The sequence below is a fragment of the Streptomyces sp. NBC_01520 genome, from assembly GCF_045040375.1.
Lineage (GTDB): Bacteria > Actinomycetota > Actinomycetes > Streptomycetales > Streptomycetaceae > Streptomyces.
The window spans coordinates 4,744,037-4,761,012 of the sequence record NZ_CP109404.1 but is presented as its reverse complement, the minus strand read 5'-3'; the positions used below and the strand labels follow the sequence as shown (position 1 = coordinate 4,761,012).

The following is a 16,976-nucleotide window of genomic DNA, read 5'->3' as shown; positions in this document are numbered from 1 at the left end:
CTGCGGTGTGGCGGCGTGGCGGACGTGGCGGATCCACCAGAGCCAAGAGACCCACGCGCTCAAAGAGGAGTCGCACCATGGCCGGCCCGCAGATGCTCAAGCTCCCCGAAGTCCTCGCCGAACTCGCCATGAGCCGAGCAGCGTTCTACCGCATGCGCGCCCGCGGCAAGGCGCCCAAGCTCATCAAACTCCCAAACGGCCAGCTCCGCGTGCGCCGTGCCGACCTCGACGCATGGTGGCGCGACCTCGAAGCGTCCGCCGCCTGACCGTCCACTCCCCCGCTCGAAAACCCGAGGGCCCGCCGGACCGGCGGGCCCTCGGCCTGTTCCTGGAGAGTCATGCCCCTTACGTACGACGTGCGCCTCTACGCGATCGAGGTGCGCCCGGACCGCCCCAAGCCCTACCGGGTGCGGTGGGTGGCCGGACAGCGCAAGCATTCCAAGAGTTACCAGCTCAAAGCCCAGGCTGACGGCCGTCGCTCGGAACTGATGGCCGCCGTCCGGCGCGGTGAGCAGTTCGACGAGGAGAAGGGCCTGCCGACCTCCGAACTTCGAGCGCTCCAAGGGTCGATCACCTGGTATGCGCACACCCGCGCCTACGTCGACCGTAAGTGGGCAGCGGCACCAGCCAAATCCCGCAAGAACTACGCGGATGCTCTGGCCACCATCACCCCGGCGCTCGTGAAGTCGGCCGCCGGGAAGCCGGATGCGGCGCTGCTCCGGCGAGCGCTGTACGGGTGGGCGTACAACCGCAACCGGTGGAACGAGGAGCCGCCGGAGGACGTGGCGCAGGCCTTGAAGTGGCTGGACAAGAACTCCTTGCCAGTGTCCGCGCTCGAAGACGCGGCCACCGTCCGTCTGGCGCTGAACGCCCTGGGCCTGAAGATCGACGGAAAGCCCGCAGCGCCTCGCACCGCCCGGCGCAAGCGTGCTTGCCTCAGCGACGTGCTGGGCCTGGCCGTCGAAGAGCGGTACTTCACCATGCCGGTGAATCCGCTGACGACCGTGAAGTGGGTCGCGCCGAAGTCCGCCGAGGAGGTCGATCCCCAGAGCGTCGCCAACCCGCGCCAGGCGCGCGCGCTCCTGAAGGGGGTGCGCGAGCAGGGGCCCCGCGGTGAGCACCTCGAAGCGTTCTTCGGGTGCCTGTACTACGCGGCCATGCGGCCGGCGGAAGCGACCGCCCTTCGCGACTCGCAGTGCCACCTCCCCGAGACAGGCTGGGGTGCACTGACGCTCCGCGAGGGGGCAGTGCGGGCCGGTCGGAACTGGACCAACGACGGGGAGGCGCACGAGATGCGGCACCTGAAGGCTCGGGCGGTCAAGGACTCCCGGCCCGTACCGATCCCGCCCCACTTCGTCCGGCTTCTCCGTCAGCACATCGCCACGCACGGCGTCGCGCCGGACGGCCGACTGTTCCGTACGAGCCGCGGCGGGCTGCTTCAGGAGACCGGGTACGGAGAGGTCTGGGCGCGGGCACGGAAAGACGTGCTTACGGAGCAGGAGCACGGGTCACTCCTCGCTCGCCGTCCATATGATCTTCGCCACGCCGGGGTTTCCTTCTGGCTCAGTTCCGGGGTCGACCCTATGGAGTGTGCTCGGCGGGCCGGCCACACGATCGCGGTTCTGTTCCGGGTCTACGCGAAGGTGCTGGCGCAGACGACAGAGCGCGCGAACCATCGGATCGACGCAGCGCTGCGTGAATGGAACGAGCCCGAGTAGCGACAGCGCCTCCCCCGGGGGACGGCTGGGGGACACACCCTGATCAGGGGTGGGATTCGGGTGAGACAACGTGGGATACGGGGGCCGATCGGCGCACTCCGCGGTCCCGCTTTCACACATGCAGAAACCCCGCCCGACCTGTGGTTTAAGCAGGTCGGACGGGGTTTCCCGTCCTGTGGCGGCGCCAGGGTTCGAACCTGGGTAGGCTGAGCCGGCAGATTTACAGTCTGCTCCCTTTGGCCACTCGGGCACACCGCCTCGAACGACGCGTCGAAGCTCGACTTCCGGGCTCCTTGGCGACGACGTAAACGATACCCGATGGCCGGGGGTGCTACGCCACCTGATTGATCAGTGCTCGGCGCGGGCGGGGGTGGCTAGGCTTTGCGACGTACCCAACGCATACGACGCAAGGAGCCACACGTCATGGCCGACTCCAGTTTCGACATCGTCTCGAAGGTCGAGCGGCAGGAGGTCGACAACGCCCTCAACCAGGCCGCCAAGGAGATCTCCCAGCGCTACGACTTCAAGGGCACGGGTGCCTCGATCTCGTGGTCCGGCGAGAAGATCCTGATGGAGGCGAACGGCGAGGAGCGGGTCAAGGCGATCCTCGACATCTTCCAGTCCAAGCTGATCAAGCGCGGGATCTCCCTGAAGTCGCTGGACGCGGGCGAGCCGCAGCTGTCCGGCAAGGAGTACAAGATCTTCGCCACGATCGAGGAGGGCATCTCCCAGGAGAACGCCAAGAAGGTGGCGAAGATCATCCGCGATGAGGGCCCGAAGGGTGTCAAGGCACTGGTCCAGGGCGACGAACTGCGGGTCAGCTCGAAGAGCCGGGACGACCTGCAGGCCGTGCAGGCGCTGATCAAGGGCAAGGACCTGGATTTCGCGGTGCAGTTCGCCAACTACCGGTAGACGGTTCGCCGCTGTCTGCGGCGGTTCTCGGGCGGGGTGGGGCGTGCCGGTCGGCGCACCCCGCCCCGTCCGCGTATGCGATGTCCGAAATCCGCCGGTCGCGACGCGGTGGAGGTCGCAGACTCGTGTGTACGGGGATGGCGCGGGCCCGGTTTCCGCGGGCCGCCGGGCAGGGAGTGTGACGAGTGATGACGACGGTGTACGCGAAGGTCGACAGCCCGCTGGGTGAACTGCTGCTGGCCGGCGAGGAGCGGGCCGGAACGGGTGGGGCGGACGGGGTGGCACTGGCCTCGTTGTCACTGCCGGGGCAGAAGGGCGCCGCGGTCGTGCGGGACGGCTGGCGGCATGCCCCTGAGCTGTTCGGCGAGGTCGCACGGCAGTTGGAGGCGTACTTCGAGGGGCGGTCGACCCGCTTCGACGTCGCGTACGCGGACGGCGCCGGCACGGACTTCCAGCGGCGGGTCTGGCGGGCGCTGGACACCATTCCGTACGGGCGGACGGTGTCGTACGGGCAGATCGCCGCGCGGGTGGGATCCACAGGGGCCGGGGTGCGGGCCGTGGGGACGGCGATCGGGCGCAATCCGCTGCTGGTCGTGCGGCCGTGCCACCGGGTGATCGGGGCGGACGGGGCCCTGCGGGGCTATGCCGGCGGCGTGGAGCGCAAGGAGCGGCTGCTGGAGCTCGAGGGCGCCCTGGCCGGCCGGTGATGTCCCGCGGGGTGCCGTACACGTCCGACGGGCTGTTCCCGCGACCGCGGGCGGTCGTGGCGCCGGGGGCGGTTCATGTGCCGGGGTGGTTGTCGGAGGTGCGGCAGCGGGAGTTGGTGGAGGCGTGCCGGGAGTGGGCACGGGGTCCTGTGCCGTTGCGGCGCAGCGTGCTGCCGGGCGGGGCGGTGATGTCGGTGCAGACGGTGAGTCTGGGGTGGCACTGGCTGCCGTACCGGTACGTGCGGACGGCCGACGACGTCAACGGGGCGCGGGTCGCCGCCTTCCCGCCGTGGCTCGCGGAGCTGGGACGGGCCGCGGTGGCGGACGCGTACGGGGATGCGGGGGCGGGAGCCGCGTACGCGCCGGATTCCGCGCTGGTCAACTTCTACGACGGTGCGGCGCGGATGGGGATGCACCAGGACAAGGACGAGCGGTCGGGTGCTCCCGTGGTGTCGCTGAGCCTCGGTGACACCTGCCTGTTCCGCTTCGGGAACACGGAGGACCGGGGACGGCCCTACACGGACGTGGAGTTGGCCTCCGGCGATCTGTTCGTGTTCGGCGGTCCGTCGCGCTACGCGTTCCACGGGGTGACGAAGGTGTTCGCGGGATCGGCCGGTCCCGCTTCGGGGATGCGGGCCGGCCGGCTCAATCTGACGTTGCGCGAGACGGGCTTGGGCGGGACGGGGTCGGGCGAGGGGGGCGGGGCGGGGGCGTAGGTCAGCGGCGGTCGCGGGAGTTGCCGAAGAGCAACCGGTAGGCGATCAGCAGGACGAGCGAGCCGGCGACGGCCGCGATCCATGTCGCCGTGTCGTAGAAGTCGGTGCTGATCGGCCGGTCGAGGAAGCGGGACGACAGCCAGCCCCCGAGGAAGGCGCCCACGATGCCTATGAGGGTCGTGCCGATGATGCCGCCGGGGTCGCGGCCCGGCAGGAGGAACTTGGCGATTGCCCCGGCCAGCAGTCCGAGGATGATCCAGCTGATGATGCTCATGTTCGCGAACCTACCCGTCACGTGATCCTGCAAGCCAGGACGCTCGTGGGGGCAGGTTCGGTTGCCCGGGGCGCTGCCCGTCTACCGCGTCGCGAACGGCTGGTCGGTGCGGACGATCTCCTTGCCGAAGGGCATCAGGGAGACCGGGATCAGCTTGAAGTTCGCAATGCCCAGCGGGATTCCGATGATCGTGACGCACAGGGCGATGCCGGTGAAGATGTGGCCGAGTGCGAGCCACCAGCCGGCCAGGATCAGCCAGAGGATGTTCCCGATGAACGAGGGGCTCCCGGAGTCCCTGCGGTCGACGACGGTGTAGCCGAAGGGCCAGAGGGCGTAGACGCCGATGCGGAACGCGGCCAGGCCGAAGGGGATGCCGATGATCGTGATGCAGAGGAGGAGGCCTGCGGCGACGTAGCCGAGGAACATCCAGAAGCCGCACAGGATCAGCCATATGACGTTCAGGATTGTCTTCACGGTCGATACCCTGCCATCTGCTCGAGTCTGGCGATGCGTTCTGCCATGGGCGGGTGGGTGGAGAACATCTTGGACATGCCGCGGCCGGGACGGAACGGGTTCGCGATCATCATGTGGCTCGCGGTCTCGATCCTCGGTTCGGGCGGCAGGGGTAGCTGTTTGGTGCCGGCGTCGAGCTTGCGCAGGGCGCTCGCGAGGGCGAGCGGGTCGCCGGTGAGCTGGGCTCCGGCCGCGTCTGCCTCGTACTCGCGGGAACGGCTGACGGCGAGCTGGATGACGGAGGCCGCGAGCGGGCCGAGGATCATGATCAGGAGCATGCCGACGATACCGGGGCCCTCGTCGTCGTTGGACCGGCCCACGGGGATCAGCCAGGCGAAGTTGACCAGGAACATGACGACGGAGGCGAGGGCTCCCGCGACGGAGGAGATCAGGATGTCGCGGTTGTAGACGTGGCTGAGCTCGTGGCCCAGGACGCCGCGCAGTTCGCGTTCGTCGAGGATCTGGAGGATGCCTTCGGTGCAGCACACGGCGGCGTTGCGCGGGTTGCGGCCGGTGGCGAAGGCGTTGGGTGCCTGTGTCGGGGAGATGTAGAGCCGGGGCATGGGCTGACGGGCCGCGGTCGAGAGCTCTCGGACGGTGCGGTAGAGCTGTGGTGCCTCGAATTCGCTGACGGGGCGGGCCCTCATGGCACGCAGGGCGAGCTTGTCGCTGTTCCAGTACGCGTAGGCGTTGGTGGCGAGCGCGACGAGGAGGGCCACGATGAGGCCGGTGCGTCCGAAGAAGCTGCCGATGACGATGATGAGTGCGGACAGTCCGCCGAGGAGTACGGCGGTCTTCAGCCCGTTGTGCCGGCGGTGCACGGTACGCCCTCCAAATGGTGCAGCAGGGGAACCCTTGCTCGGTGGTGCTCCACTCCCCAGTGGAGCCTCCCGTACTGGTCAACGCGAGGCGGGGGGAGCTAGTTCCCTTGTGCGTGGAGCCCCGGTGGCAAAGGCGGAAGGGGCGGATCCGAGTGGATCCGCCCCTGGGCCGTACGGGTGGCCGCGCCCGTGCCGTACGGGTGGCCGCGCTCGTGCCGCGCCCCGTGGGGCGTCGCCGTGCAGGTCAGCGCTGTGCGGGGAGGCCCGCCAGCACGCGGGCCTCGGCGTCCGGCTCGACGTCGCTGGTGCAGTGGCCGCAGCGGGTGGCGACGGCGGGGATCTCGGTGAAGCAGCGGGGGCAGTCGCGCAGGGCGGCCTTGATGTCGGCCTTCTCTTCCTCGTCCTTGGCCGTGAAGCGGTTCTGGACCTTGGCCATGGGGACGACGACCAGGAAGTAGAGGACGGCGGCGGTGATGAGGAAGGCGATGGCGGCGCTGATGAACAGGCCGTAGGGGAAGATCGCGCCGTCCACGGTGAAGGTGGCCTTGCTGAAGTCGCCGGTTCCCCGGGTGAAGAGACCGATCAACGGCACGATGAACGCGTTGCTGAAGCCGGTGACCACGGCGGTGAAGGCGGCTCCCACTGCGAGGCCGATGGCCATGGAGATGACGTTTCCGCGCAGGATGAAGTCTTTGAACCCGTTCAGCACCGCACTGGCTCCTCTTTGCTCTTTTTGGGTGACGTGCAGGCATGACCATGCCCTGTGCGCACCTTGGGGAGCAAGCCGATCTTGCGGGCGTCAGAACAGGTTGACGGCCGCGAAGCGGAGGACGAGCTGGGGTGCTCCGGAGAGTGCGACGCCGATCACGGCGGTGAGGGCGATAGCGGTGGTGAGCGGCGCGGGAACACGGTGCTTCGGCGGTGTGGGGGCCTGCTCGCCGTCAGCTGTATCCGGCAAGCGGAAGAGTGCCGCGGTCCACTGGAGGTAGTAGTAGAGCGCGATCACCACGTTGACGGCCATGACGACGGCGAGCCAGCCCAGTCCGGCGTCGACGGCCGCGGAGAAGACCGTGACCTTCGCGAAGAGGCCGATGATGCCGGGCGGCAGACCGGCCAGGCAGAGCAGGAAGAAGCCCATGGCGAGTGCGGCCAGGGGGCGGGTGGCGTAGAGACCGCGGTAGTCGCTGATGCGGTTGTCCGGGTGGGTCCGGGCGACGAGGGCGGCCACGGCGAAGGCACCGAGGTTCACGACGGCGTACATGAGGGCGTAGGCGACCGTGGAGCCGATCTGTTCGTCGCTGGAGTACGCGGCGGCGGCGATCGGGACGAGGAGGTAGCCGGCCTGGCCGACGGACGACCACGCGAGGAGGCGTACGGCGCTGCGCGCGCGGGTGGCGGTCTGCCGGAGCGCGGCGACGTTGCCGACGGTCATGGTGAGGGCGGCGAGGACGGCGAGGGCGGGGCCCCAGACGTCCGCGTACGACGGGAAGCCGATCACCGTGACGAGGATGAGGCCGGAGAAGCCGACCGCCTTGCCGACGACCGAGAGGTAGGCGGCGATGGGGAGCGGGGCTCCGACGTAGGTGTCGGGGACCCAGAAGTGGAAGGGTGCGGCGGCGGTCTTGAACGCGAAGCCGACGAGGGTGAGGGCGACCCCGGCCTTGGCGAGGGTGTCGAACCGGCCGGGTACGTCGTCGAGGTGTGCGGCGATCTCCGTGAGGTGCAGGGTGCCGGTGGTCGCGTAGACGAAGCTGACGCCGAGGAGCATGACGGCGGTGGCGACGACGGAGGAGAGGAAGAACTTCAGGGCCGCTTCGGAGGACCGCCGGTCGCCACGCTTGATGCCGACAAGGGCGAAGGCGGGGAGCGAGGCGACTTCGAGGGCCACGACGAGCGTGGCGAGGTCGCGGGCCGCCGGCAGGAGCGCGGCTCCCGCCGCGGAGCACAACAGCAGGAACCAGAACTCGCCCGCGGGGAGCTTACGCGTGTCGCCGATGGAGAGCAGTGCGGTGAGCAGTGCGCCGCCGAGCACGAGGGCCTGGATGACGAGGGCGAAGTGGTCGGCGGTGTAGCTGCAGGCCTGAACGGGGCCGGTGAGGCAGAAGGTGGAGCGGTCCCCGGCGCGCAGGGGGATGAGGAGGGCGAGCGCGGCGACGAGTCCGGCGACGGCGCCGTAGCCGAGGAGCGGCTTGTGCCGTTCGGCGACGAAGAGGTCGGCGACCAGGATGAGGAGGGCCACCGTGGCGGCGGTGACGGGTGGTGCGATCGCGAGCCAGTCGACGGACTGGACGAGGCTCGCCGCCCCGGTTGCGCTGTCGGCTGCCACGGTCACGACTTGCCTCCTGCGAGGAGCTTCTGCACGGCCGGGTCGGTGAGGCCGAGGAGGACGGCGGGCCAGAGGCCGGCGAGGACGGTGAGGGCTGCGAGGGGGGTCCAGGCGGCGAGTTCGTAGCTCTGGATGTCGGCGACCGGGTGCGGCTCCTCGCGCTTCTCACCCATGCAGACGCGGCGTACGACGATCAGCATGTAGGCGGCGGTGAGCAGGGTGCCGAACGCGCCGATGGACATGAAGGTGAGGAAGGCGGGGCGGCTGAGGCCCTCGGCGGGGTCGAAGGCGCCGAACAGGGTGAGCATCTCGCCCCAGAATCCGGCGAGGCCGGGAAGTCCGAGCGAGGCGATCGCGGCGAAGGCGAGGAGGCCGCCGAGTCGGGGGGTGCGGCCGTAGAGGGCCGCTCCGGTGGCTCCGGCGAGGGTGTCGAGGTCCGCCGTGCCGTAGCGGTCCTTGACGGCGCCCACCAGGAAGAACAGCAGGCCGGTGATGAGGCCGTGGGCGATGTTGGCGAAGAGCGCGCCGTTGACGCCGGTGGGGGTCATGGTCGCGATGCCGAGGAGCACGAAGCCCATGTGGCCGACGGAGGAGTACGCGATGAGGCGCTTGAGGTCGCCCTTGGCGCCGGGGCGGGCGAGGGCGAGGCAGGCCAGGGATCCGTAGATGATGCCGACGACGGCGAACGCGGCGAGGTAGGGCGCGAAGGTCCGCATCCCGTCGGGGGTGATGGGGAGCAGGATGCGGACGAATCCGTACGTCCCCATCTTCAGCATGACGCCGGCGAGGAGTACGGAGCCGACGGTCGGGGCCGCGGTGTGGGCGTCGGGGAGCCAGCTGTGGAGCGGCCACATCGGGGTCTTCACGGCGAGGCCGATCCCGATCGCGAGTACGGCGATGACCTGCACGGACGCGGTGAGGCCACGGCCGTTGTCAGTGGCGAGTGCCACCATGTCGAAGGTGCCGCTCTTCAGTCCGATGAGGAGCAGTCCCAGCAGCATGACGACGGAGCCGAGCAGGGTGTAGAGGATGAACTTCCAGGCGGCGGGCTGCTTCCGGTCGCCGCCCCAGCGTGCGATGAGGAAGTACATCGGGATGAGGACCATCTCGAAGGCGAGGAAGAACAGCAGCAGGTCGAGGACGGCGAAGGTCGCGAGGGTGCCGGACTCCAGGACGAGGACGAGTGCGACGAATGCCTTCGGGGACGGGCCCGCGGGCAGCTTGAAGTAGCTGTAGAGCGCGCAGAGGAAGGTCAGCAGCGCGGTCAGTACGAGAAGGGGGAGCGAGATGCCGTCGGTGCCGAGGTGGATCCGGACGTCGAGTGCCGGGATCCAGCTGATGTCGGTGGTGGCCTGCATTCTCGACGGGTGGTCGTGGTCGAAGCCGGCGGCCAGGACGAGTGCGGCGATGAGCACGGCGCCGGTGACGGTCACGCCGTGGCGGAGCACGGCCTGGTCGGGGTTCCTGCCCTTGAGCCCGGGCGGGGCGGGCAGGAGCGCGGCGACGGCGCCCAGGAGCGGGGCGACGACGATGAACGCCAGAAGGAACTGCATCACGGATGCGCTGATATCGATCACGGTTCACGCCCCGGCGTTGACGTTGGCGAAGACGACGGCGGCGATCGCCAGGACAAGGGTTCCGGCGAGCAGCGCGCCGAGGTAGGTCTGCACGTTGCCGGTCTGGGCGCGGCGGACCGCGGTGCCGAGTCCGCGGGCGAGGCTGCCCGAGCCGCGGACGTACGTGTCGACGACCTCACGGTCCAGGAAGCGGACGAGGCGGGCGGCGGCCTGGACGGGGCTGACGAAGAGCTTCGTGTACAGGGCGTCGAGGTGGAAGCCGGTGACCGCGTGGCGGTGGAGGGGGCCGAGGAGGAGCCGGCCGGGGTCGGACGGGTCGGGGGCGTCCGCGATGGTGCCGTACGCGGCGGTGTGTGACGTCATCGCCTCGACCTCGACGAGGGCGGGTTCGGCGTCGGGGTGGGCGGCGACCGCGCCGACCGGGGGGCGGTCGGCGAGTGCCGCGGTGTGGCGCCAGGCCCCGTAGGTGACGAGTCCGCCGACGAGGCACACGCCGGTGGAGAGGACCGCGGTCGTGAGGGTCGGGGTGAGGCTGTGTCCGTCGAACCAGTCGGTGATGACGCCGGCGGTGAGGCCGAAGGCGATCGTGGGGACGGCGAGGACCCAGAGGACGGAGGTCATCGCGACGGGCTGTTTGCCGTGGTCGGGTGCCTCCGGGCCGCGCCCGCGGAACGCGAGGAGCCAGAGGCGGGTGGCGTAGGCGGCGGTGAGGACCGCAGCGAGGAGTCCGGCGACGAGGATCGTCCAGCCGGCGGCGGCCGGGGCGAGGTCGCGGTCGCCGAGGGCGGTGTGCTCGGCGGCGACGAGGACGGCTTCCTTGGAGAAGAAGCCGGCGAACGGGGGGATCGCGGCGAGTGCCAGGAGGGCGACGGTCATCGTCCAGTAGGCGTCGGGGATCCGCTTGGTGAGGCCGCCCATGCGGGACATGGCGGCGAGTGAGTTGGTTCCCGCGGCGTGGATGACGACGCCGGCCGCCAGGAAGAGCACGGCCTTGAAGGCTCCGTGGGAGATGAGGTGGAAGACGGCGGCCCCGCGGTCGCCGACGGCCAGGGCGCCGGACATGTAGCCGAGCTGGCCGATGGTCGAGTACGCGAGGACGCGTTTGATGTCGTCCTGGGCCAGGGCGGCGAGTCCGGAGCCGATCATCGTGACGGCCGCCATCACGGCGAGGACGACGAGGGCCGCACCGGAGGCGGCGAACACGGGGAGGAGCCGGGCCACGAAGTAGATACCGGCGGCGACCATCGTCGCGGCGTGGATGAGCGCGGAGACGGGGGTCGGGCCGGCCATCGCGTCGGGCAGCCAGGTGTGCAGGGGGAACTGCGCGGATTTTCCGGCGACGCCCGCGAGGAGCAGCAGGGCGATGAGGGTGGGGTGGTCGAGTCCGCCGTTCGTGACGGCGGCCAGGATGCCGGTGATGCGGAATGTGCCGGTGTCGGCGGCGAGGGCGAACAGTCCGATGAGGAAGGGGACGTCGCCGAGCTTGGTGACGAGGAACGCCTTGAGGGAGGCGGCGCGGGCCTCGGGCGTCTCCCAGTAGTGGCCGACGAGGAAGTACGAGCAGATGCCCATGATCTCCCAGCCGACCAGGAGCACCATCAGGTCGCCGGAGTAGACGACGAGCAGCATCGCGGAGGTGAAGAGGGAGACGAGGGCCGCGTACGAGATGTAGCGGGTGTCGTCGCGCAGGTAGGCCGTCGAGTAGATCTGCACGCAGGTGGCGACGAGTCCGACGACGACGGCCACGAGGACGGCGAAGCCGTCGAGGTACAGGGCGAGGTCGATGGGGACCGAGCCGGTGGGGGTGAGCCGGGTCGCGGCGTCGATGGCCGGGCCGCCGCCCTGGCGTACCGCGACGACGACGGCGATGACGGCCGCGGCGAGGGTGGGCAGGACGGCGAGGGGGCGGGCGAAGCCGGGGGCGGTCCTGCCGAGGAGGAGTCCGGCTGCGGCGCCCAGGAAGGGGAGGAGGGGGACGAGGACGGCGAGGGTCGTGGTGGTCACGCGGTGGCCTCTGCCTTCTTTGCCTTCCCTGCCGGAGCAGTGGCCTGGTCTGCGGTGCCGTGGGCGGTGTCTTCGGTGTCCTCGTCGCCGGGGAGCGTTTCGGCCTCGTCGGTCTCCGCGGTGTCGCGGAGGCGGTCGATGTCCGAGCTGCCCCGGTTGCGGTAGACGGAGAGGACGATCGCGAGGCCGATGCCGATCTCGGCTGCGGCAATGGCGATGGTGAAGAGGGTGAGCGCCTGGCCGGAGTGGAGTGCGTCGCGGAGCCAGACGTCGAAGGCGACCAGGTTGAGGTTGACGGCGTTGAGCATCAGCTCGACGGACATCAGGACGAGGATCGCGTTGCGGCGGGCGAGTACGCCGTACAGGCCGGTGCAGAAGAGGAGGGCGGCGAGCACGGCGGGATAGGCGAGGTGCATCAGCTCTTGTCCTCTCGGCCCTTGCGGGACAGGACGATCGCGCCGACGAGGGCGGCGAGCAGCAGGACGGAGAGCGCCTCGAAGGGCAGCACCCAGTGCCGGAAGAGGAATGCGCCGGTGGCTTCAGTGGAGCCCTGGGCAGGCCCGTCCAGGTCGATCCAGGTCGTACGGAAGGCGTCCACGACGACCCAGACGAGGGCGGCCGCCGAGGCGCCGGCCACGCCGAGGGCGATCCATCGGTTCTCCGAGTCGGCGTCCGGGGAACGGCCGATGGGTGCTCTGGTGAGCATCAGCCCGAAGAGGAGGAGGACGACGATGGAACCGACGTAGATCAGGACCTGCACCCAGGCGATGAACTCGGCCGTGAGCAGGAGGTATTCGACGGCCAGACCGCCGAGCGCGACGACGAGCCAGAGGGCCGCGTGCACCAGTTGTCTGGTCGTGACGGTGATGAAAGCCGCGCCGAGGGTGGCGATGCCGACGAGGAGGAAGGCGATCTCGACGCCGGTCGGGGAGAGGAAGCCGGGGTGGCCGGCGGCTGCCAGGGTCATGCCTGTCCTCCCTGTCCGGCGTCGCCTTCGGCGGCCTGTTCCGCGTTCCGTTCCGCTGCCTGTTCGGCGTCCTGGGCCGTCTGGAGCTTCTCCGCCGTCTTGCGGGCGGCCGCGATCTCCTTCGGCTCCTCGGCTCCCGGGTCGAGCGCGGGCGGCTCGGGCACGGTCCACATCCATTCACGGAGCTTGTCGCGCTCATGGGTGAGCTCGTGGATGTCCGTCTCGGCGTACTCGAACTCCGGCGACCAGAACAGCGCGTCGAAGGGGCACACCTCGATGCAGATACCGCAGTACATGCAGAGGGCGAAGTCGATCGCGAAGCGGTCCAGGACGTTGCGGCTGCGCTCGCGGCCACCGGGGGCGGCCGCGGGCGTCGTTTCCTTGTGGGAGTCGATGTAGATGCACCAGTCGGGGCACTCGCGGGCGCAGAGCATGCAGACCGTGCAGTTCTCCTCGAACAGCCCGATGACGCCGCGGGTCCTGGGCGGCAGTTCGGGCTGGACGTCCGGGTACTGGGCGGTGACTGTGCGCTTCGTCATGGTCCGCAGGGTGACGGCGAGGCCCTTGGCCAGGCCTGCGCCGGGGATCGGAGGCACTAGTTGATCGCCACCTTCACGATGCCGGTGAGCGCGATCTGCGCGAGGGCGAGGGGGATGAGCGTGGTCCAGGCGAGCTTCTGCAGCTGGTCCTCGCGCAGTCGGGGATAGGTGACGCGGAGCCAGATGACGACGAAGGCGAGGATGCCTGTCTTGAGCAGGGTCCAGACCCAGCCGAGCCCGTCGGCGCCGAGCGGGCCGTGCCAGCCGCCGAGGAAGAGGACGGTGGTCAGCGCGCACAGGACGACGATCCCGGCGTACTCGGCGAGCAGGAACAGGGCGAACCGGAGGCCCGTGTACTCGGTGTACGCACCGAAGATGATCTCCGAGTCGGCGACCGGCATGTCGAAGGGCGGGCGCTGGAGTTCGGCGAGCCCTGCCACGAAGAAGACGAGGGCGCCGACGATCTGCCAGGGCAGCCACCACCACTCGAAGGCGTTGAGGATGCCGGGAAGCGAGACGGTACCGGCCGCCATGGCCACCGAGGCGGCGGCGAGCAGCATCGGAAGTTCGTACGCGAGCAGTTGCGCGGCGGTACGGAGGCCTCCGAGCAGGGAGAACTTGTTGGCCGAGGCCCAGCCCGCCATCAGCGAGCCGAGCACGCCGACGCCCATGACGGCGAGGACGAAGAAGATGCCCGCGTCGACGACCTGACCGACCGCGCCCTCGCCGGGGCCGATCGGGATGGCGACGATCACGAGGAGGTACGGGAGGAGGGCGACGGCGGGGGCCAGTTGGAAGATACGGCGGTCCGCGTCTGCCGGGACGACGTCTTCCTTCTGTACGAACTTCACCCCGTCCGCGACGAGCTGGGCCCAGCCGTGGAACCCGCCCGCGTACATGGGGCCGAGGCGGCCCTGCATGTGAGCCATCACCTTGTGTTCGGCCTGCCCCACGATCAGCGGGACGACCATGAACACGGCAAAGACGATGAGGAGCCGGAGGGCGACGTCGAGTACGTCGTTCACGCGGTATCGCCTCCGGCGGGACGGTCGGTTCGGGGCGCGGGGTCGGGGGCCGCGTCGGGGGCCGGATCGGCGTCGGGGTCGACCGCAGGGTCTGGCACGGCACCGGGATCGGGCGCGGGGTCCGGCCTGGTATCAGCGCGGGGTGCGGGTGCGGGCGCGGGGTCGGGTGCGGCTTCAAAGTCGGGCGCGGCGTCGGGTGCGGCTTCAAAGTCAGGCGCGGCGTCGGGCGCGGCGTCAGACGCCGAGGCGGGGGCGGGCGCGCCGTCAAAATCGGCCGCAGGGGCCGGATCGGCATCGGCGTCGGGCGCGGCTTCAGAGTCAGGCGCGGCGTCAGACGCCGCGGCGGGGGCGGCCGTGGTTCCGGCGGCGTCCTGGGGCTCCGGTGTCGGTGCGGCCTCGGGCTCGCTTCCGGCTTCCGCCTGCCGTCCTTCGGGCTCGGCGGCCCGGTCCTCGCTCGGCGGGGCAGGCTTCGCGGACGTCGGCTCCTCGGGCCGTGACCCCGACTCCGTTTCGGCGGACCCCGCCTGATGTTCGGCGGGGCGGGACTTCGGCTCGGTGGGCCCTGGCCTCTGCTCGGTGTGCCCTGGCCTCTGCTCCGTGTGCCCGGGCTTCGGCTCGGTGGCCTCAGTCTGCGGCTCGGTTGCGGGGCCGGGTTCCGGGACGGGCGTTGCGGCGCCGCCGCCCGGAGTACCGGCATCACGAGCACCGGCATCACGAGCACCGGAATCCCGGGTGCCGGAATCCCGGGTGCCGGAATCCCGGGTGCCGGAATCCCGGGTGCCGGAATCCCGGGCGCCGGGCTCCGGGGCCGGGGCGCCGGGCTCCGGGGCCGGGGCGCCGGGCTCCGGGGCCGGGGCGCCGTCGAAAGCGGGGCGGGCGTGGTGCCAGGGTGCGTCCGTGCTGCGGACTACGCGAGGCTGCCGCGAGCCCGTGGACGGGGTGTCCGCCGGTGCCCCGGTGGCGGACGCCTCCGCCGGCCGGGACGGCGCGGCGTCGGACTGGGCAGGCGGCGATGCCGGGTCCGTGGTCCGGGAGGCCGAGCCCTGGGACGCGCTGCGGGCGCGGCGCGGCGCGGCGACCGGCGGGGTGGCCGCGGCGTCCGTACCCGCATCCGCCGCCGCGTCCGCCGCGGGCCGCTGGGCCGCCGAGCCCTCGGCCACGCTGCGGGCCCGGCGTACCGGCCGGTCGCCCGCCGCGCGGGCTGCCCTGGCGGGGCGGGCCGGGGCGGGCGGGAGCTGCCCCTTGAGCGGGCCCCACTCGTTCGGGTCGGGCACGCCCGGCGGCAGCATCGTGCGCCGCTTGGGCCCGCCGTGTTCGGACTCGCCCGGTTCCTTCGCGCCCGGCCAGGCCTTGGCGACCCGGGCCGCCAGGACGAAGTCCTTCCGCAGCGGGTGGCCTTCGAAGCCCTCGGGCAGCAGCAGCGGGACCATGTGCGGGTGGCCCTCGAAGCCGATGCCGAACATCTCGTGCGTCTCGCGCTCGTGCCATTCCGCTCCCGCGTACACGCCGATGGCGCTGGGCAGGGTGGCGGCCTCGTGCGGCACGGTCGTGCGGACGAGCAGGCGCCGGACCGTACCGTCGCCCAGCGCCGCGACATGGGCGCAGACGCGGAAGGCGGTGCCCTCGTCGACCGCGCTCAGCCAGTCGAAGTAGCTGCAGCCCAGTGCGTCACGGGCCGTTTCGAGGGCGTCGGTCCAGGCGGCGGCGGGTACGTCGACGGTGAGCAGGTCGTACGCGTACGCGGCGGTGGCGTCCGCGCCGAAGATGTCGGTGACAGCGTCCGGCAGCCGGTCGTAGGTGTCGGCGGCAGTCACTTCGGCTCCTCCCCCGGCGTCTGCGGGGCGGCGACGAGGCCGCTGCGCAGGGCGGCGGCCGAGGGGCGGGCCGTGCCCCCCGTGGCGTACCGGTCGGCGAGCGACTCGCGGGCGATCTTCTCCTGGAGCTTGAGAACGCCCTGGAGCAGCGCCTCCGGCCGGGGCGGGCAGCCGGGTACGTACACGTCGACGGGGATGATCTGGTCGACGCCCTTCGTCACCGAGTACGAGTCCCAGTACGGGCCGCCGCAGTTGGAGCAGGCGCCGAAGGAGATGACGTACTTCGGTTCGGGCATCTGCTCGTACAGCCGCTTCACGGCCGGGGCCATCTTGTCCGTCACCGTGCCGGACACGATCATGAGGTCGGCCTGCCGGGGGCCGGGCGCGAAGGGGATCACGCCGAGCCGGATGAAGTCGTGGCGCGCCATGGAGGCGGCGATGAACTCGATGGCGCAGCAGGCGAGTCCGAAGTTGAAGACCCAGAGGCTGTAGCGGCGGCCCCAGTTGAGGACCACCTTCATCGGTTCGGGCGCGAGCCGGGACAGCACGCCGAGCCTCTGTGGCTCGGGCAGCGTCGTCGGGTCGGGCAGCGAAACGGGGGGTTCGGGGTTCGGCCGGCTCGTCACGCCCATTCGAGGACGCCCTTCTTCCATGCGTAGAGCAGTCCCACGGCCAGGAAGCCGAGGAAGATGAACATCTCCACCAGCGTCGTCGCACCGTATCCGGGCGCCGCGAACACCGTCGCCCACGGGAACAGGAAGATCGAGTCGACGGCGAAGATCACGTACAGGAAGGCGTACACGTAATAGCGAACCTGGGTATGGGCCCAGCCCTCCCCCACGGGGTCCACGCCGCACTCGTACGTGAGGAGTTTCTCCGGCGTCGGGACCACGGGCCTGAGCAGTCGGCCGGCCCCGAAGGCGACGGCGACGAACAGCACGCCGATCACGGCGAGCAGCCCGACGACTGAGTAGCTCTGGAAGTAGTCCGACGCGAGAACGGTCGGTCCCGGCACGTCCGCCACGTCCGCCCCTCGCTCCCTCAGCCTGTTCGACGGTCTGTA

Annotated in this window: 18 protein-coding genes, 1 tRNA gene and 1 pseudogene; 5 read left to right on the top strand and 15 right to left on the bottom strand. The window is 70.7% G+C overall.

The annotated features are described in order from the left end of the window. The first annotated feature begins 77 nt into the window (after positions 1-77). Both OG524_RS21670 and OG524_RS21665 read left to right on the top strand, forming a co-directional pair. Positions 78-266, top strand: coding sequence for a helix-turn-helix domain-containing protein (locus OG524_RS21670; protein WP_359353251.1), 189 nt, complete (start codon positions 78-80; stop codon positions 264-266). Positions 267-338: 72 nt separating this feature from the next. Next, positions 339-1,761: pseudogene (locus tag OG524_RS21665) on the top strand (tyrosine-type recombinase/integrase). A gap of 133 nt (positions 1,762-1,894) precedes the next feature. On the opposite strand, the gene OG524_RS21660 reads toward OG524_RS21665, so the two are convergent. Further along, positions 1,895-1,976 (bottom strand) — tRNA-Tyr (locus OG524_RS21660). 165 nt (positions 1,977-2,141) lie between these two features. Between OG524_RS21660 and OG524_RS21655 the strand changes: the two genes are divergently transcribed. From OG524_RS21655 to OG524_RS21645, 3 genes are all read left to right on the top strand, one after another. Then, complete coding sequence (locus OG524_RS21655) at positions 2,142-2,630, top strand: YajQ family cyclic di-GMP-binding protein (RefSeq protein WP_329040019.1); 489 nt, start codon at positions 2,142-2,144, stop codon at positions 2,628-2,630. 188 nt (positions 2,631-2,818) lie between these two features. After that, complete coding sequence (locus tag OG524_RS21650) at positions 2,819-3,337, top strand: methylated-DNA--[protein]-cysteine S-methyltransferase (RefSeq protein WP_405389190.1); 519 nt, start codon at positions 2,819-2,821, stop codon at positions 3,335-3,337. Next, positions 3,337-4,053, top strand: a complete 717-nt coding sequence (locus tag OG524_RS21645) for an alpha-ketoglutarate-dependent dioxygenase AlkB family protein (protein ID WP_405389191.1) — start codon at positions 3,337-3,339, stop codon at positions 4,051-4,053. Before OG524_RS21650 ends, OG524_RS21645 begins: the two co-directional genes overlap by 1 nt. 1 nt (position 4,054) lies before the next feature. Here OG524_RS21645 and OG524_RS21640 read toward each other — a convergent pair whose 3' ends face one another. From OG524_RS21640 to OG524_RS21575, 14 genes are all read right to left on the bottom strand, one after another. Then, positions 4,055-4,327 (bottom strand): GlsB/YeaQ/YmgE family stress response membrane protein, encoded by a 273-nt coding sequence (locus tag OG524_RS21640; RefSeq protein ID WP_405389192.1) that lies wholly within the window; start codon positions 4,325-4,327, stop codon positions 4,055-4,057. A gap of 81 nt (positions 4,328-4,408) precedes the next feature. Further along, positions 4,409-4,801 carry a YccF domain-containing protein gene (locus OG524_RS21635; protein ID WP_405389193.1) on the bottom strand — a complete coding sequence of 131 codons (393 nt, stop codon included), beginning with the start codon at positions 4,799-4,801 and terminating at the stop codon, positions 4,409-4,411. Then, positions 4,798-5,661 carry a zinc metalloprotease HtpX gene (htpX, locus tag OG524_RS21630; RefSeq protein WP_405389194.1) on the bottom strand — a complete coding sequence of 288 codons (864 nt, stop codon included), beginning with the start codon at positions 5,659-5,661 and terminating at the stop codon, positions 4,798-4,800. Before htpX ends, OG524_RS21635 begins: the two co-directional genes overlap by 4 nt. Before the next feature lie 244 nt (positions 5,662-5,905). Beyond that, positions 5,906-6,370: a large conductance mechanosensitive channel protein MscL gene (gene mscL / locus OG524_RS21625; RefSeq protein WP_405389195.1), complete on the bottom strand. Its 465-nt coding sequence runs from the start codon at positions 6,368-6,370 to the stop codon at positions 5,906-5,908. A 90-nt stretch (positions 6,371-6,460) separates the two neighbouring features. Further along, positions 6,461-7,993, bottom strand: coding sequence for an NADH-quinone oxidoreductase subunit N (locus OG524_RS21620; RefSeq protein WP_405389196.1), 1,533 nt, complete (start codon positions 7,991-7,993; stop codon positions 6,461-6,463). Continuing rightward, positions 7,990-9,540 carry a NuoM family protein gene (locus OG524_RS21615; RefSeq protein WP_405393131.1) on the bottom strand — a complete coding sequence of 517 codons (1,551 nt, stop codon included), beginning with the start codon at positions 9,538-9,540 and terminating at the stop codon, positions 7,990-7,992. The genes OG524_RS21620 and OG524_RS21615 overlap by 4 nt, the downstream gene beginning before the upstream one ends. 27 nt (positions 9,541-9,567) lie before the next feature. Further along, positions 9,568-11,568 (bottom strand): NADH-quinone oxidoreductase subunit L, encoded by a 2,001-nt coding sequence (locus OG524_RS21610; RefSeq protein ID WP_405389198.1) that lies wholly within the window; start codon positions 11,566-11,568, stop codon positions 9,568-9,570. Further along, on the bottom strand, positions 11,565-11,984 hold the full coding sequence (nuoK, locus tag OG524_RS21605) for an NADH-quinone oxidoreductase subunit NuoK (protein ID WP_405389199.1): 420 nt from the start codon (positions 11,982-11,984) through the stop codon (positions 11,565-11,567). The genes OG524_RS21610 and nuoK overlap by 4 nt, the downstream gene beginning before the upstream one ends. Next, positions 11,984-12,535 (bottom strand): NADH-quinone oxidoreductase subunit J, encoded by a 552-nt coding sequence (locus tag OG524_RS21600; protein ID WP_405389200.1) that lies wholly within the window; start codon positions 12,533-12,535, stop codon positions 11,984-11,986. Before OG524_RS21600 ends, nuoK begins: the two co-directional genes overlap by 1 nt. Next, on the bottom strand, positions 12,532-13,131 hold the full coding sequence (locus tag OG524_RS21595) for a NuoI/complex I 23 kDa subunit family protein (protein ID WP_405389201.1): 600 nt from the start codon (positions 13,129-13,131) through the stop codon (positions 12,532-12,534). The genes OG524_RS21600 and OG524_RS21595 overlap by 4 nt, the downstream gene beginning before the upstream one ends. Beyond that, on the bottom strand, positions 13,131-14,099 hold the full coding sequence (locus OG524_RS21590; RefSeq protein WP_405389202.1) for an NADH-quinone oxidoreductase subunit H: 969 nt from the start codon (positions 14,097-14,099) through the stop codon (positions 13,131-13,133). The genes OG524_RS21595 and OG524_RS21590 overlap by 1 nt, the downstream gene beginning before the upstream one ends. Next, complete coding sequence (locus OG524_RS21585) at positions 14,096-15,913, bottom strand: NADH-quinone oxidoreductase subunit C (protein WP_405811529.1); 1,818 nt, start codon at positions 15,911-15,913, stop codon at positions 14,096-14,098. The genes OG524_RS21590 and OG524_RS21585 overlap by 4 nt, the downstream gene beginning before the upstream one ends. Continuing rightward, positions 15,910-16,545, bottom strand: a complete 636-nt coding sequence (locus tag OG524_RS21580; RefSeq protein WP_405389204.1) for an NADH-quinone oxidoreductase subunit B — start codon at positions 16,543-16,545, stop codon at positions 15,910-15,912. The genes OG524_RS21585 and OG524_RS21580 overlap by 4 nt, the downstream gene beginning before the upstream one ends. Beyond that, positions 16,536-16,937 (bottom strand): NADH-quinone oxidoreductase subunit A, encoded by a 402-nt coding sequence (locus tag OG524_RS21575; protein WP_405389205.1) that lies wholly within the window; start codon positions 16,935-16,937, stop codon positions 16,536-16,538. Before OG524_RS21575 ends, OG524_RS21580 begins: the two co-directional genes overlap by 10 nt. Positions 16,938-16,976: the final 39 nt, after the last annotated feature.